At 68.9% G+C, this 12,904-nt stretch carries 20 protein-coding genes and 1 tRNA gene; all 21 read left to right on the top strand.

Annotation, left to right across the window (positions count from 1 at the left end):
- Positions 1–41 precede the first annotated feature (41 nt).
- The 21 genes from BM362_RS46810 to BM362_RS11145 all read left to right on the top strand — a co-directional run bounded on the left by BM362_RS46810 (position 42) and on the right by BM362_RS11145 (position 12,902).
- Positions 42–317 (top strand): hypothetical protein, encoded by a 276-nt coding sequence (locus BM362_RS46810; RefSeq protein ID WP_143132405.1) that lies wholly within the window; start codon positions 42–44, stop codon positions 315–317.
- Positions 314–625, top strand: coding sequence for a hypothetical protein (locus BM362_RS11230; RefSeq protein WP_093573064.1), 312 nt, complete (start codon positions 314–316; stop codon positions 623–625). Before BM362_RS46810 ends, BM362_RS11230 begins: the two co-directional genes overlap by 4 nt.
- Before the next feature lie 2 nt (positions 626–627).
- Positions 628–1,545, top strand: coding sequence for a hypothetical protein (locus tag BM362_RS11225; protein WP_093573063.1), 918 nt, complete (start codon positions 628–630; stop codon positions 1,543–1,545).
- Positions 1,542–1,766: a hypothetical protein gene (locus tag BM362_RS11220; protein WP_093573062.1), complete on the top strand. Its 225-nt coding sequence runs from the start codon at positions 1,542–1,544 to the stop codon at positions 1,764–1,766. The genes BM362_RS11225 and BM362_RS11220 overlap by 4 nt, the downstream gene beginning before the upstream one ends.
- Positions 1,759–1,995 carry a hypothetical protein gene (locus BM362_RS47365; RefSeq protein ID WP_167545266.1) on the top strand — a complete coding sequence of 79 codons (237 nt, stop codon included), beginning with the start codon at positions 1,759–1,761 and terminating at the stop codon, positions 1,993–1,995. Before BM362_RS11220 ends, BM362_RS47365 begins: the two co-directional genes overlap by 8 nt.
- Positions 1,996–2,006: 11 nt before the next feature.
- On the top strand, positions 2,007–2,285 hold the full coding sequence (locus BM362_RS47360; protein ID WP_167545265.1) for a hypothetical protein: 279 nt from the start codon (positions 2,007–2,009) through the stop codon (positions 2,283–2,285).
- Complete coding sequence (locus tag BM362_RS47355; protein WP_167545264.1) at positions 2,282–2,488, top strand: helix-turn-helix domain-containing protein; 207 nt, start codon at positions 2,282–2,284, stop codon at positions 2,486–2,488. Before BM362_RS47360 ends, BM362_RS47355 begins: the two co-directional genes overlap by 4 nt.
- Entirely contained in the window at positions 2,485–3,165 is a 681-nt protein-coding gene (locus tag BM362_RS11210; protein WP_093573060.1) for a hypothetical protein, read from the top strand. The genes BM362_RS47355 and BM362_RS11210 overlap by 4 nt, the downstream gene beginning before the upstream one ends.
- Positions 3,162–3,563, top strand: coding sequence for a hypothetical protein (locus BM362_RS11205; protein WP_093573059.1), 402 nt, complete (start codon positions 3,162–3,164; stop codon positions 3,561–3,563). The genes BM362_RS11210 and BM362_RS11205 overlap by 4 nt, the downstream gene beginning before the upstream one ends.
- Positions 3,560–4,078: a hypothetical protein gene (locus BM362_RS11200; RefSeq protein WP_093573058.1), complete on the top strand. Its 519-nt coding sequence runs from the start codon at positions 3,560–3,562 to the stop codon at positions 4,076–4,078. Before BM362_RS11205 ends, BM362_RS11200 begins: the two co-directional genes overlap by 4 nt.
- Positions 4,075–4,578, top strand: a complete 504-nt coding sequence (locus BM362_RS11195; RefSeq protein WP_143132404.1) for a DUF6221 family protein — start codon at positions 4,075–4,077, stop codon at positions 4,576–4,578. Before BM362_RS11200 ends, BM362_RS11195 begins: the two co-directional genes overlap by 4 nt.
- Positions 4,575–4,859 (top strand): hypothetical protein, encoded by a 285-nt coding sequence (locus tag BM362_RS11190; RefSeq protein WP_143132403.1) that lies wholly within the window; start codon positions 4,575–4,577, stop codon positions 4,857–4,859. The genes BM362_RS11195 and BM362_RS11190 overlap by 4 nt, the downstream gene beginning before the upstream one ends.
- Before the next feature lie 32 nt (positions 4,860–4,891).
- Entirely contained in the window at positions 4,892–5,206 is a 315-nt protein-coding gene (locus tag BM362_RS11185; protein ID WP_093573055.1) for a hypothetical protein, read from the top strand.
- On the top strand, positions 5,203–5,406 hold the full coding sequence (locus tag BM362_RS11180) for a hypothetical protein (RefSeq protein WP_093573054.1): 204 nt from the start codon (positions 5,203–5,205) through the stop codon (positions 5,404–5,406). The genes BM362_RS11185 and BM362_RS11180 overlap by 4 nt, the downstream gene beginning before the upstream one ends.
- Positions 5,407–5,609: 203 nt before the next feature.
- Positions 5,610–5,715 (top strand) — tRNA-OTHER (locus tag BM362_RS47350).
- Positions 5,716–6,440: 725 nt separating this feature from the next.
- Positions 6,441–6,914 (top strand): phage terminase small subunit, encoded by a 474-nt coding sequence (locus tag BM362_RS11170; protein ID WP_093573052.1) that lies wholly within the window; start codon positions 6,441–6,443, stop codon positions 6,912–6,914.
- A complete protein-coding gene (locus BM362_RS11165) occupies positions 6,898–8,511 on the top strand; it encodes a hypothetical protein (RefSeq protein WP_093573051.1) in 1,614 nt (537 codons plus the stop codon). Before BM362_RS11170 ends, BM362_RS11165 begins: the two co-directional genes overlap by 17 nt.
- Positions 8,508–10,001 carry a phage portal protein gene (locus tag BM362_RS11160; RefSeq protein ID WP_143132402.1) on the top strand — a complete coding sequence of 498 codons (1,494 nt, stop codon included), beginning with the start codon at positions 8,508–8,510 and terminating at the stop codon, positions 9,999–10,001. Before BM362_RS11165 ends, BM362_RS11160 begins: the two co-directional genes overlap by 4 nt.
- The gene (locus tag BM362_RS11155; protein ID WP_093573049.1) at positions 9,985–10,893 is read left to right on the top strand and encodes a VG15 protein; all 909 of its coding nucleotides are present in this window, start codon (positions 9,985–9,987) and stop codon (positions 10,891–10,893) included. The genes BM362_RS11160 and BM362_RS11155 overlap by 17 nt, the downstream gene beginning before the upstream one ends.
- 54 nt (positions 10,894–10,947) lie before the next feature.
- Complete coding sequence (locus BM362_RS11150) at positions 10,948–11,664, top strand: hypothetical protein (RefSeq protein WP_093573048.1); 717 nt, start codon at positions 10,948–10,950, stop codon at positions 11,662–11,664.
- Positions 11,665–11,708: 44 nt separating this feature from the next.
- A complete protein-coding gene (locus tag BM362_RS11145; RefSeq protein WP_093573047.1) occupies positions 11,709–12,902 on the top strand; it encodes an SU10 major capsid protein in 1,194 nt (397 codons plus the stop codon).
- Positions 12,903–12,904 lie beyond the last annotated feature (2 nt).

Here is a 12,904-nt window from a genome sequence, read left to right as displayed (position 1 = left end):
GCAGGCAGTTGCGATCTCCGAATCCGCGAGGAGGCTGCCCGATGACCGACGCCGACACCCCGACCCTCGATCAGTTTGCCTTTCCGCTGCTGCCGGATCTTCCAGGCAAGGTTCACGGCATCGTGCAACTGGAACCGTTCGTACGAGTCCAGTGCGATGGATGCGGATTCATTTACGACGGAGAGCCCGGAAGGATCGCTTTAGGCATCATCCTCAGCGGAATTCGTTTCAACCACAGACTCTGCCAGCATCCGAAAAACCCTGACCGTCGCCGTCTGTGCCGCTCGTGCCGCGCCACCGAGTGGGGGCAGCAATGAGCGAACTGGCACCGGTCAAGCGTCCCAACGGCAAGATCTACCGTCCGCGCAAGATCCGCGCGATCTACGCCGAGGACGAGTACCCCCTCCGAGGCAACGTGTACGTGCTCGGCACCCACGACGTCTACCGGGCGCTCGAACTCGCCAGCGCCGAGGCCCGATACCGCATCGGCAGCGCCAATTTCCTGCTCGACGCGATCGGCGAAGTCGGGTGGTGGCGAACCGCCATGGACCGCGGCGAACCCGTGATCGTCTGGGATGAGTTCCGTGGCGCTGCCGGAGTCCGATTCGAATGCGAGGAGCGATAACGATGACCGACGCCGACACCCCGCGCGTGCCAGACCTGTGCGGCTTCACGATCGTTCTACCCGACGGTGCCGAGGCCCCGTGCGGCAAAGAGACCACCGGCTGGCGCTGGTATCAGGACGTCGGTCACGAGGACGCGCTGGAGCCCGCCTGCGACTGGCACGCCAACGAAGGCGGCCGTCGCATGCACGAGATGGCCGTGAAGCTCGGGGAGGTCGAGGCCGCGCGCGACGATCTCGCCGCTGCGGAACGGTTCATGAACCTGGATCGTGCTCAAGCAGCGCGGGCGACTGCTGATCGCGACAAGCTGCGCGAGCAACTGCGAGAAGCCGTGGCGCACCACGGGGTCGAGCTGGGCAAGGCATGGCGGCGGACCGAACAGCTGCGCGCGGACATCCGCAATTCGATTAACCGGGTCCGCTGGGGCCGGATCGACGAGCGTGAAGCGTTGGAGGAGATCGGCGAGTTCCTCGACCGCGAGCCGGGCCGCGAGGAGCCGGGCAAGCCTGCTGAACCTGATCACCGCACGTCGCTTCACGAACGGCAGGTCGGCAACGGAATCGAGTTCTGGTGGGCGTGCAGCTGCGATCCGTCATGGTCCAGCGAAAGCTATGACCGCACCACGCGTGCCCAGGTCGACATGCAAGACCATCGGCGCGACCCGGCGGAGTTCCCGCTGGAGCCCGGCCCTGCGCCGCGCGCCCTGTACGACATCGTGTTCCCGGACCACATCGAGGTCGACCAGCTGAACAATCCGCAGACCACGATCGTCCGGCTTCGGTGCCTGCCTCACACTTTCGGCCCGGTGTCGTCCGGCTGGGTCAACCGTGGCGACACGCACCTCATCAAAGAGTTCGTCGAGGCACACGCCGCTCACGGCAACGTGGTGGAGCACCACCCGGACACCGAGGAGCCCAAGTGATCCTCGGCAAGCGCACCGCGAAGCTCGTTCGCGAAGCCATCGTGCTCGGACACGTCCACGGCGTGTTGTGGGGGCAGGCGTTCCCGCGCAACTCCGGCGAGCCATACCCGGGGGACTCCGCTGTCGTGGCCGGTGTTCTCCGCGCCGCGAAGTCCCACCGCGACCTGTACCCGACGCTGGCACAAGTCCAGCCGGACACCGAGGAGGCCGACCGTGGCTGACGACTGGCGAGACGACATCGACGACGAATGGTTCGAGGACTGGGACGACGACCGGCCGCCGCCGAAGCTGGAGCCGGATTGCTATGCCTGCAACGACCACGGCTGCCGCTCGTGTGATCCGCCCCGCTGGCTCGTGTGGTGGTGGCAGAACGTCAGCCGCCGCGTCTCCAACGTCAAGTTCCGCCGCGCTGCCCGCCGCGGCGTCAACCCTGACGAACCGCCGTTTTGAGGAGGCTCACCATGCAGCAACCCTTGTGCGCCAACACCGACGACGGCCCATGCCCGAACTTCGCGCTCAACGGCATCGAGGTCTGCCTCGTGCACACCCCGATCGCCCAGGACAGCTCCGGGTTCACGGTAGACATCGGCTACCGGCCCGGCGGGCTGGCACCCGCCCCGACACCGCTCCAGATGTTCGCCACCGCGCTTGTCGGCTTCCAGCAAGCGGTCCAGTCCGCAACCGAAGCGGTCCGTCAGTTCGATGCCGTCGCGGCACCCCCAGAGGAACAGCAACCGTGAGCCTCGGCAACCATCTCCGCGGTCTGCGGGAGCAGGCCGGGCTCACGCAGCGGGACGTCGCCCGCCGCATGGGCTGCGCCGACAGCACGGTCTCGATGATCGAAACCGACACGCGTGAACCCCGGTTGAAGATGCTCCGCCGCTACTGCGACGCCCTCGGTGCCCGCGTCTACATCGGATTCCCCACGAAGGAGGCCCCGTGACGACCGAACCTGTCGCGCTCGGCAAGTGCCGGGTGTGCCGCCGCGCCGACACGAGCAGTGTCGCCTACTCGTGCAACGACTGCGTGAACCGGCTGATCCGTCTGCTCCGTGAGATCGTCGTGTACGGCACGCTCGTCCTGCCGACGATGGTGGCACCGGTCCGCGGGCAAACCGGCCGCATGTCGCCCGGCTACGGTTCCGCGTCGCCGGCGCGGGACGACGTGATCGCCGCCCTCGACCCTCGATCCCTGCCCGGGGATGTGGACGAGCACGGCGACGCGGTGATGCGCCGCCCGGACGACGCGGGCAGCTGGGTCGCGTCGATCCCCGGCCGTCTCGCGTACCTCGCGAACGCGATCGCCGAGGAACGCGACGAATCTCGACCCGGCGGCACCATCACTGCGGACGCCGATTACATCCGCGCGAACGCGTGGTGGCTCGGCGGGCAGGAATGGGTCGACGACGCCGTCAACGACCTCGCCGAGCTGCACCGCGAGGCACAGGACCTCGCCCACGACAAGCCCGGTAAACCCATCGCGGCCTGTCTCACCGTCACCTGCGACGGCCAGGTGTTCTGGGGCGGTGTCGGCAAAGCCGCTCAATGCCGGGACTGCCGCCGCACTTACGACGGGCTCGACTTGGTCCGTCTCGAAGCAGCGCAAGGAGCAACAGCGTGACCGACTACAAGATCGACTTTCCTGATCGCAGCATCGCCACCGACGTCTTCATGGTCACCACCGTCACCCCGGTGCCGCGCGAAACCATGCTGGCCTTCGTCCAGGCGCACGGCATCGACCCGAACGACGTCCCCGTACCGTCCACGGTCACCGTGGATGACGGGCAGATCACATTCGAGAGGTTCGTCTTCGACGACAACCGCAAGATCCTCTTCGAGGGCGACGAAGGCATCCGGGAGCGCAAGACTGTTCCGCTGCAAGCACCGTGGCCGCCGCGGGTGGACGAGTGCGCGGAACACGGCCACGACTGGCACCGGATCACCCCCGGGACGCCTGGCCTGCCCGAAGCGTTCCGTTGCACACGCTGCCCCGAGCAGGAAGTGCGGGACGCCTCGTGAACGACTACCAGCAGTGGGTGCGCGACGGCCAGCGGGTCGAGGCCCGCTACGCCACCGGAAGCGGCGTGCACGCCACCGGCTTCGTGTACTCCTATGCCGACCGGCCCACCGTCCACATCGTCCAGCCCGACGGGCGAGACCTGTCCTGGATCGCCGACCTGTGCGTCCCGGTCGACGGCGGCTCGAACGACGCCCGCAACGCCGCACTCGCACTGCGCGGCCGCGGCGGTACTTCGACAGTCGCGGCCAGCCAGCTGGAGCAGGAGGCCGCGTACTGGCGCAGCCGCGCCGAAGCCGCCGAGCAGCGGCTCAAGGACGCCGCCGAGTTCTTCCCGGACACCCCGCCGGAGCCGCCAGTCGGCACGCGCTACTTCCATCGAGACGGCACTATCGCCTGGGAACGCCGCGACGACGGCTGGCACTGCGGGCGCACCGGCTGCCGCAACTGCCCGGCCGAGTGGATCGAGGCTTTGGACTTCGGCATCATCGGGCTCCCGGAGAGGAAGCTGCCATGATGGATGACCCGATCGCGTTCCTCCGCGCACGCCTCGACGACGAACAGGCCGAGGTCGAGCAGCGCCTGCGGAACCCGTACCTCGACCCGACTGACGACGAGCTGCACCAACGCAACGCACACCCGGCCTACGAGTACAAGACCCTGGAGGGCCAGCGGAAGGCGTGGCGCGAGGTGGACGACCCGCCGGAGGGCGAGGGCTGGGAGCTGAACACCACCAGCGCCGACCCGGACGCGTTCGAGCGGTTCGACTACACCGAGGAACGCTACTGGCGACGTCGCCGCCCGGACGGCAGCCTTCGGGAGTGGACGCCAGCCGCAGCGGATCGCCGCCGTGCGGCCGAGATCGACGCCAAGCGGCAGATCATCGAGCTCTACAGCGACGGTGCCGAGTTCCCCGACTTCGACGGCGGCTACCAGTCGGCGATGGAGGATGTCCTCGAACTGCTCGCCCTTCCGTACGCCGAGCACCCGGACTACCGCGAGGAGTGGCGGCCGTGAGCAAGTTCGTGAAGCGGCTCGGTCTCCGACCGCCTGCCGCGCCGATCCGGCTGGCGAGGGTCGTCCACCTCAGCGAAGACGGGGTCGGCGACTACTACGCCGTCGCATCCGTCAACGGACGCACCTGGATCATGGATCCGAACGGCCGCGCTGTGGATGACCTGCATGCACGGGTGACCATCGCCTCGGGAGTGATCAAGGATCTGCGCGGGGCAGTCGCCCCGTCGCGTCCGACATGGATCCGCGTCCGGCCATACGGTGCCACCCCGCACCGGGTTTGACCTCGGCTGTCACGCTACCTACAGTCGAACACGTGAGCGAAGAGGTGGACGATGACGATTTCGGAGTGCCGCGCTGGCGCACCCATGCGCCGGAGTATTGGCGGATCAACCTCCGCGACGACATCCTCGTCACGATGATCGGCACCACGAACCCCATGCCGGACTGGGCTGTCGGCGAGGCCGAGCGCGACTGGTACCTCGCCCGCACCCACCGCCCGCGCGAGGACTACGTCGCCGAGCGAGTGCCCGGCCCGTTCACCCGGGCACTCGCCGACGAACAAGCCCGCCGCCAACGCCTCTTAGCCGACCATCAGGCGACGCTCCGCGCCGCGCGAGGCGAGTCGTGACCGGCCGAGCCCGCGCCGCCGACGTCGTCCTCCTCCTCGCCCAAGAGGCCGACCGCACCGGCGACGACCGCTACCGCGTCACCCCGGCCACGCTCCGCCAGTGGGTGCGCCGCGGCCACATCACCCGAGGTGACGGCGGCTACAACCTCCGGGAGATCGTCGCCTACCTCGATCGTCGGGATGCGAAGATCCCGGCATGAGCGAAGACACCCCGACCCCGACATGCTCGAAGTGCGGCACCGCAACGGCCGGTCCCGGCGGCATCCTCTGCCCCGACTGCAGGACCGCGATCGAGGCGCTCATCGTCAAGTAGCAGGGCGACACGGCCACGGTGGACCCCCGGTGATTGCCCAAGGTCAACTGGTGTGTCACGCTTTACCCGGGCGTGAGCTATGCCCACCGTGGTTCGGTAGCTCAGGTGGCAGAGCATGGTGACGGGTGCGGCGAGTGCGCATCAGCCAATCCCAACTGATCCGAGGTCGCTGGTTCGAGTCCAGCCCGATCCTCCACGAACACCACGGCCCCGCCAGGCACAGACCGGCGGGGCCGTTCTCGTACCCGGGGCTGCTCGGCAGAGCCGGGTAGAGCCATCGGCCCACAGCTCGTCCACGAGCACGGACGCGGGTGGCACTTAACCGAGTACTCCCTGCAGATCGGCGGCACTCCGATGCCCCGTGCCATGAAGGTGTGCTCCGTACCCCAGTGCCCCGAGCTGGTACCTCCAGGCACGGGCCGGTGTGTCGAGCACCAGCGCGCAGCAGAGCAGCGTCGAGGCAGCGCACGACAGCGGGGCTACGACCACCGACACGAGACCCGCTTCCGTCGGCAGGTGCTGGCACGCGACCCGATCTGCACGCGGTGCGGCAAGGCGTGGTCGGTGCACGCTGACCATCACCCGCTCGACAGGCGGACGCTGGTACTGCGAGGCATGGACCCGAACGACCCGGCTCACGGTCGCGGCCTGTGCCACAGCTGCCACTCGATCGAGACAGCGAAGCATCAGCCGGGCGGCTGGAACGCACGCTGACGGGCACGCAGGCGATCGCCGTCGATCGGCACCGCGACCCGAAGACGATCACCGCGAGCGCATACCCCCTGGGGGGTACCCCCGGCAGTGGATCGCACCCGGACCGCTGGGGAGGCGTCTGGGAAGTGCGCCAGGTTCAAAAGGTCGTCCGCGCGATGCGGGCGGTCGTCTCTCGACGTCGCGCGATGCGGCTGAGGAGTGATCAACATGCCGAGTGGTGGCGCGCGCAACCGGTCCGGCCCGGCACCGGATCCGAATGCGCTGAACCGGGATCGCCCGTCGGACAAGGCGGGTTGGACGGTGCTGCCCGCGGAGGGGCGGACGGCACCGGCACCGCGGTGGCCGCTGGTCGACCGGAACGGGCGTGAGGCCGAGGTCTGGGAGAGCTTCTGGCGGAAGCCGCAAGCGCTGCTGTGGGAACGGGACGGGCTGGTCGAGTACGTCGCGTTGTTCGTGCGGCAACTTGTCGAGGCCGAGCAGGAGCGGGCGAGCGCGGAGAACCGCAAGACTGTCCGGATGATGTTCGCGGACCTGTACCTGACGCCGGACTCGATGGCGCGGGCCAGGATCCGCATCGTGGCCGACGAGGCTGTCGAGCCGAAGAAGACGCCGGCGAAGGCCGCGCCGCGGAAGTCGGCGCGCAGTCGGTTGACGGTCGTGCCCGATGGCGGCGGGGCCTGACCCGTTCGTCGTCGACTTCCCGACGCTGTGGGTGGTTCCGGACTGGATCGAGGCGCACTGCCCGATCCCGGACGGATTCCGCCAAGGCGCGCCGATGCAGCTGTACCGCTGGCAGCTGTGGTGCACGGTCAACCACTACCGGGTGCGGCCGGAGGCTGAGGTCGGGCAGAAATCGACGGCGTTCCACTACCGCCGGTCGCAGGTGGTGGCTCCGCAGAAGACCGGGAAAGGCCCGTGGTCGGCGACGATCGTCTCGAACGAGGCGGCCGGACCTGCGTTGTTCGCGGGGTGGGCGGGGAAAGACGACGGCTATGCGTGTGCGGATCACGGGTGCGGCTGCGGGTGGGAGTACCCGTACGAGCAGGGCGAGCCGATGGGTATGCCGTGGCCGACACCGCTGATCCAGCTGCTCGCGACGTCCGAGGACCAGGTCGACAACGTGTACCGGCCGCTGCAGTCGATGGTCCGGCTGGGGCCGCTCGGCGACATCATGCGGGTCGGCGAGGCGTTCATCCGGGTCGGCAACAGCGGCCGGATCGACGTGGTCACGTCGTCGGCGCAGTCCCGGTTGGGCAACCCGATCACGTATGCGGGGCAGGACGAAACGGGGCTGTTCACCGCGCAGAACAGGATGATCCGCACCGCGGAAACGCAGCGTCGCGGCCTGGCGGGCATGTCGGGCCGGTCGATGGAGACGACGAACCCGCCGGATCCGTCGGAGGACACGACCGCGAAGCGGACGATGGACAGCCAGCGGCCGGACATCTTCAAGTACTTCCCGCAGGCGCCGGCGAATCTCTCGTACCGGAACAAGGCGGAGCGGCGGAAGATCCACCGCATCGTCTACGCCGGTTCGGACCATGTCGACCTCGACGCGATCGAGGCCGAGGCCGCCGAGCTGATGGAGAAGGACCCCGCGCAGGCGGAACGGTTCTTCGGCAACCGGATGGTGTCCGGTTCGGACGCCTGGATGGGCGTCGCTCCGTGGGCGAAACGGAAGGCTCCTCGCGAGGTGCCGGACGGTACGCGGATCGTGCTCGGTTTCGACGGGTCCGATGTGGACGACTGGACGTTCATCCGCGCAGAGGTGCCGGAGTGGGGATACCAGTTCACGCCGCGCACCACCGGCGGCAAGACGATCTGGAACCCGGCCGACCACGGCGGCCAGGTGCCGCGGCTCGAAGTGAAAGCGGCGATGACGGAGCTGTTCGACCGCTTCGACGTGATCCGCGGCTACTACGACCCGCCGTACTGGGACACCGAGGTCGACGAATGGGCCGACGAGTTCGGCGAGAAACGCGTGATCCGTTGGTACACGCGGCGTCCGGTGCAGATGCACGATGCGTGCGAACGGCTCAAGGGCGACGTCACGAAGGCGGACAGCACGTTCACGCACGACGGGTGCGAGGTGACCGAGGCCCACGTCGGCCACGCCCGCGCGGCCGTGCGGCCGGCCAATCGCTACGTGCTGGTTAAGCCCAGCGCGAACCAGAAGATCGACGGTTGCGTGACGAGCGTGATCACGCACGAGGCCGCTGGAGACGTGATCGCGGCCGGGCTGGCGAAGAAGAAGCGCCGCAAGGTGATCGCGATGTGAGTGCGGAGGGGGTGTTCGCGTTGGCGCTGCCGGACACGCCTGAGGAGTGGGTGCAGTTCCTGTCGGTGCGGCATGATGCCGAGCTGCCGGAGCTGGAGATGCTCAACCGCTACTACGAGGGCACGCAGCCGCTGGCGTACATGCACCCGGAGATTTTCCGCGAGGTCGGCGAGCACATCCGGCCGGTCATCATCGGGTGGCCGCAGCTGGTGGTCGACGCGATCGAGGAACGGTTGGAGCCGGAGGGGTTCCGGCTGCCGGACGAGGACGGCGAAGACACCGACCTGTGGCGGGTGTGGCAGGCCAACGACATGGACGAGCAGTCGCAGATGGGGCGCGTGGACGCCCTGGTGATGAAGCGCTCGTACATCACAGTCGGCACGAACGAGGACGACGAGGACACGCCGCTGGTGACCGCGGAGTCGCCGCTGGAGATGTTCGCCTACGTCGATCCGCGCACCCGCAAGGTGCTGGCCGCGCTGCGGCGGGTGAACGAGGGCGGCACGTACGCGCACGAGCCGGAGCGGTCGGCGGCGCTGTACCTGCCGAACTCGACGATCTGGTACGGGAATGGGGACAACGGCTGGAAGGAAGACCAGCGGGACAACCACGGCCTCGGCATGCCCCCGGTCGTGTCGCTGACCAACGGCGAACGGCTTTCGGGCGCGCGCACGATCACCAGCCAGACGCCGATCTCGCCGCGGTACGGGCGTTCGGAGCTGGCTCCGATCATCCCGATCTCGGACGCAGCGAACAAGATCGCGACGGACATGATGCTCGGCGCGGAGTCCGCGGCGCTGCCTGTGCGCGGGTTCTTCGGCGTGTCCCCGGAGGATCTGGAGGACGCGCAGGGCAACAAGCTGACCGCGATCCAGATGCTGGTGCGGAAGTTCCTCACGGTCCCGAACGGTGTGGACGAGGGGGCGCGGGAGTTCGCGTTCCCGGCGGCGAACCTGGCCGGGTTCCACGAATCGATCAACGCGCTCGCGCGGATCGCATCGTCGCTGTCCGGCCTGCCGCCGGACTACTTCGGATTGACGACGGACAACCCGCCGTCGGCGGAATCCCGGCTCGCCGCCGAGGTCCGGCTGATCAAACGGTCGGAGCGCAAGCACACGCCGTTCGGCGGGAGCTACGAACGCACCGGCCGGTTGATCAAACGGTTCCAGACCGGCGAATGGGACCCGCGGTACCGGATGCTGGAGACCCGGTGGCGGGACCCGTCGACCCCGACGCAGGCGCAGAGCGCGGACGCGGCGATCAAGAAGTACACCGCGCCTCCGGGGCAGAAGCCGATCGTGACGCTTCGACAGACGCGGGAAGACCTCCGCTATAGCGACGCACAGATCCGGCGCATGGAACAGGAAGACGACGAGGCGGACCGCAAGGCGGCGGAACTGGACCCGGTGAGCGTGCTTGCCGGCCGCATCCCGCCGCCGGAGCAGCCGCCGGCGACGGCCCCGGGGTCGGCCGGTGTCGTCGGCACTTGAGCTGGCGCGGCGGCACTACCGCGACCGGCGTTCGCTCGCCGACGCGACGGTCGACGCCGGGCTCGGCATGTGGCGCAGTGTCGACCCGGGCGATCTCTCCCGGTCGTGGGGCCGGTATCTCGCCCGGATGTTGCTGGTGGTGCGCGGCGCGCAGACGGCGGCGGCGTCCACCGCGGACCGTTTCGCCGATGCAGTGCTCGACGCGCAGGGCAGCGCACCGGCCGCGGCGGGCCGGGTGTCGGCGACCGCGCTGGCCGGGATCGCATCCGATGGACGGGACCTGCTCGGGCTGCTGCTGAACCCGGTGATCGCGGCGAAGGTCGCGATCCGGGACGGCGCGACGATCGACCGTGCGCTCGCGACCGGACAGGCGTCGCTGGAGATGGTGCTGCGGACCCAGGTCGCCGACGCGGGCCGGGTCGCGGACGGGGTCGCGGTGGCGGCCCGGCCGCGGACGTCGTGGACGCGGATGGTGGTGGGGGACTCGTGCCCGCGGTGCATCCTCCTCGCGGGCCGGGTCTACCGGTTCAGCGCGGGGTTTCTCCGGCACCCGAACTGCGACTGCGTGCACATCCCGACCGCCGATGCGACGGGGGACGACTTCACCACCGACCCGCGGCGCGCGTTCGAGGAAGGCCGTGTGCGCGGACTGTCCAAAGCGGACGAGCAAGCGGTCCGCGACGGCGCGGACCTCGCGCAGGTCGTCAACGCCCACCGCGGCATGTACACCGCCGCCGGCCAGAAGCTGACCCGCGAAGGAACCACGCGTTCCGGGTTCGCGGGCAGGCGGCTGGGCGGCCAGAGGCGGCTCATGCCGGAACAGATCTACCGCGACGCGACGTCGCGGGACGAAGCCGTGCGGATGCTCCGGCTCCACGGCTACCTGATTTGACTCCCGACCGCGCGATGCGGCCCGGGCAACCCCTCTGCGATGGAGGAAACCCCTGTGAACACCGACCTTCCCGTCCACCCGCGCACCGGGCTCCGCGCCGTCGGAATCGGCAAACGCGGACCGATCTGGCCGATCGCCGGAGCCGAGGACAACCCGCCAGCCCCACCGAATCCGGCCGTACCGGAGCCGCCGAAGCCCGGCCCGACTTCCGGGCCGACTCCGACCCCGACCCCACCCGAACCGCCGGCGGGCGATCCGCCGAAGGAGGCGGCCAAGGAAGAACCGCTCGGCGAGGGCGGCATCAAGGCGTTGCAGGCCGAGCGCGACGCTCGCAAGGCGCTGGAGAAGAAGCTGGAAGGGCTGGCACCGCTGGAGAAACTCGCTGCCGCGCTCGGCGCGACCGGCGGGGCTGAGCAGGGGAAAACGGAGATCGAGCAGATCACCGAACGCCTCGCCAACCACGAGAAGCAGCTGGCCGAGGCCAATGAGGCACGGTGGCGCGCCGAGGTCGCGAACGCGAAGAAGCTCACGCCTGAGCAGGCGGCGGAGCTTCGCGGCTCGACCGCCGAGGAACTGGCCGCGCACGCGGACCGGCTGCTCGCGCTGTTCCCGACTGCCCCGGCGTCGTCCGGCACGCCGCGGCCCGATCCGAGCCAGGGCGGGCAGGGCGGCGCTCCGCCGAACCTCGACGCGTTGATCGCCGAGGCCACCAAAAAGGGCGACATCAAAGCCGTTCTGCGCCTGCAGAACCAGAAGCTCGTCACCTCGTAACCCGGGCGCTCCGTGCGCCCCAGACCTGAGAAGGAGAACCCCAGATGTCTGGGATCACCGCACTGGGCACCACGTACAACCTGCCGAACTACTCCGGGATCCTGTACCAGCTGACCCCGGCCGACGTGCCGTTCTTCTCCGCCATCGGCGGTTTGAGCGGCGGCGGCGGGCAGGCGGCGGACTACGAGTTCGAGTGGGAGACCTTCGACCTCCGCGACGCCGCGCAGAACACGGTTCTGGAGGGCGCGGACGCGCCGACCGAGCAGAACCGGGTCCGCGCGAACGCCACGAACATCCTGCAGATCCACCAGGAAACCGTCGGTGTCTCCTACACCAAGCAGGCTGCGAACCAGCGCAAGTCCGGGCTGAACAACGACCAGTCCAACCCGGTCGCCAACGAGCTGGACTGGCAGACCGAGCAGATGCTCAAGCAGATGGTGCGCGACATCAACTGGTCGTTCATCAACGGCGTCTACCAGAAGCCGTCGGACAACACGACCGCGCGCAAGACCCGCGGCCTGCTGTCCGCGATCGCCAGCAACGTCACCGACGCGGCGGGCGGCGTCACCGCGACCGGCACGGCTGCGGCGTCCACGGACCTGATCACCCTGACCACGCACGGGCTGGCCGCGGGCGACACGGTCACGTTCTCCAGCGTCGGCACCGCCACTCCGCTGATCGCCGGCCAGGCGTACTACGTCCTCGCCGCCGGCCTGACCGCGAACGACTTCAAGGTGTCGCGCACCAAGGGCGGCGTCCCGGTCGACATCACCGCCAACGGCACCGTGATCTGGTCCAAGGGTGTGGCGCTGACCAAGACGATGGTCGACGACACACTGCAGATGGCCTACGACAACGGCGGCCTGACCGAGCAGGCCACCGCGACGCTGCTGTGCGGTTCGGCGCAGAAGCGGGCGATCACCAACGCCTACGTGACCGCCGGGAACTACGTGCGCAAGGAGTTGGTCGGCAACGTCGGCGGCGTCACCGTCGACCGGATCGACACCGATTTCGGGACGCTGAACGTGATGCTGGACCGCGCGATGTCGCAGTCCACCGTCGCGGTCGTGTCGATGGAGCAGTGCTCCCCGGTGTACCTGGACATCCCGGGCAAGGGGCATTTCTTCCAGGAGCCGCTGGCGAAGACCGGCGCGAAGGACCGCAACCAGATCTACGGCGAGGTCGGGCTCAAGTACGGCAACGAGCGCGCCCACGCCAAGATCCTCAACCTGAAGTGAGG

The organism is Amycolatopsis rubida (assembly GCF_900115345.1).
Taxonomy (GTDB): Bacteria; Actinomycetota; Actinomycetes; order Mycobacteriales; family Pseudonocardiaceae; genus Amycolatopsis; species Amycolatopsis rubida.
Note: the sequence above shows the minus strand (reverse complement) of the source record. Positions and strands in the feature narration are given on the sequence as shown.

What these genes read in the sequence shown, in the direction of transcription:
- BM362_RS46810 (WP_143132405.1), top strand. Translation starts at nt 42, where the DNA reads ATGACCGACGCCGACACCCCGACCCTCGATCAGTTTGCCTTTCCGCTG.
- BM362_RS11230 (WP_093573064.1), top strand. Translation starts at nt 314, where the DNA reads ATGAGCGAACTGGCACCGGTCAAGCGTCCCAACGGCAAGATCTACCGT.
- BM362_RS11225 (WP_093573063.1), top strand. Translation starts at nt 628, where the DNA reads ATGACCGACGCCGACACCCCGCGCGTGCCAGACCTGTGCGGCTTCACG.
- BM362_RS47360 (WP_167545265.1), top strand. Translation starts at nt 2,007, where the DNA reads ATGCAGCAACCCTTGTGCGCCAACACCGACGACGGCCCATGCCCGAAC.
- BM362_RS11195 (WP_143132404.1), top strand. Translation starts at nt 4,075, where the DNA reads ATGATGGATGACCCGATCGCGTTCCTCCGCGCACGCCTCGACGACGAA.
- BM362_RS11170 (WP_093573052.1), top strand. Translation starts at nt 6,441, where the DNA reads ATGCCGAGTGGTGGCGCGCGCAACCGGTCCGGCCCGGCACCGGATCCG.
- BM362_RS11165 (WP_093573051.1), top strand. Translation starts at nt 6,898, where the DNA reads ATGGCGGCGGGGCCTGACCCGTTCGTCGTCGACTTCCCGACGCTGTGG.
- BM362_RS11145 (WP_093573047.1), top strand. Translation starts at nt 11,709, where the DNA reads ATGTCTGGGATCACCGCACTGGGCACCACGTACAACCTGCCGAACTAC.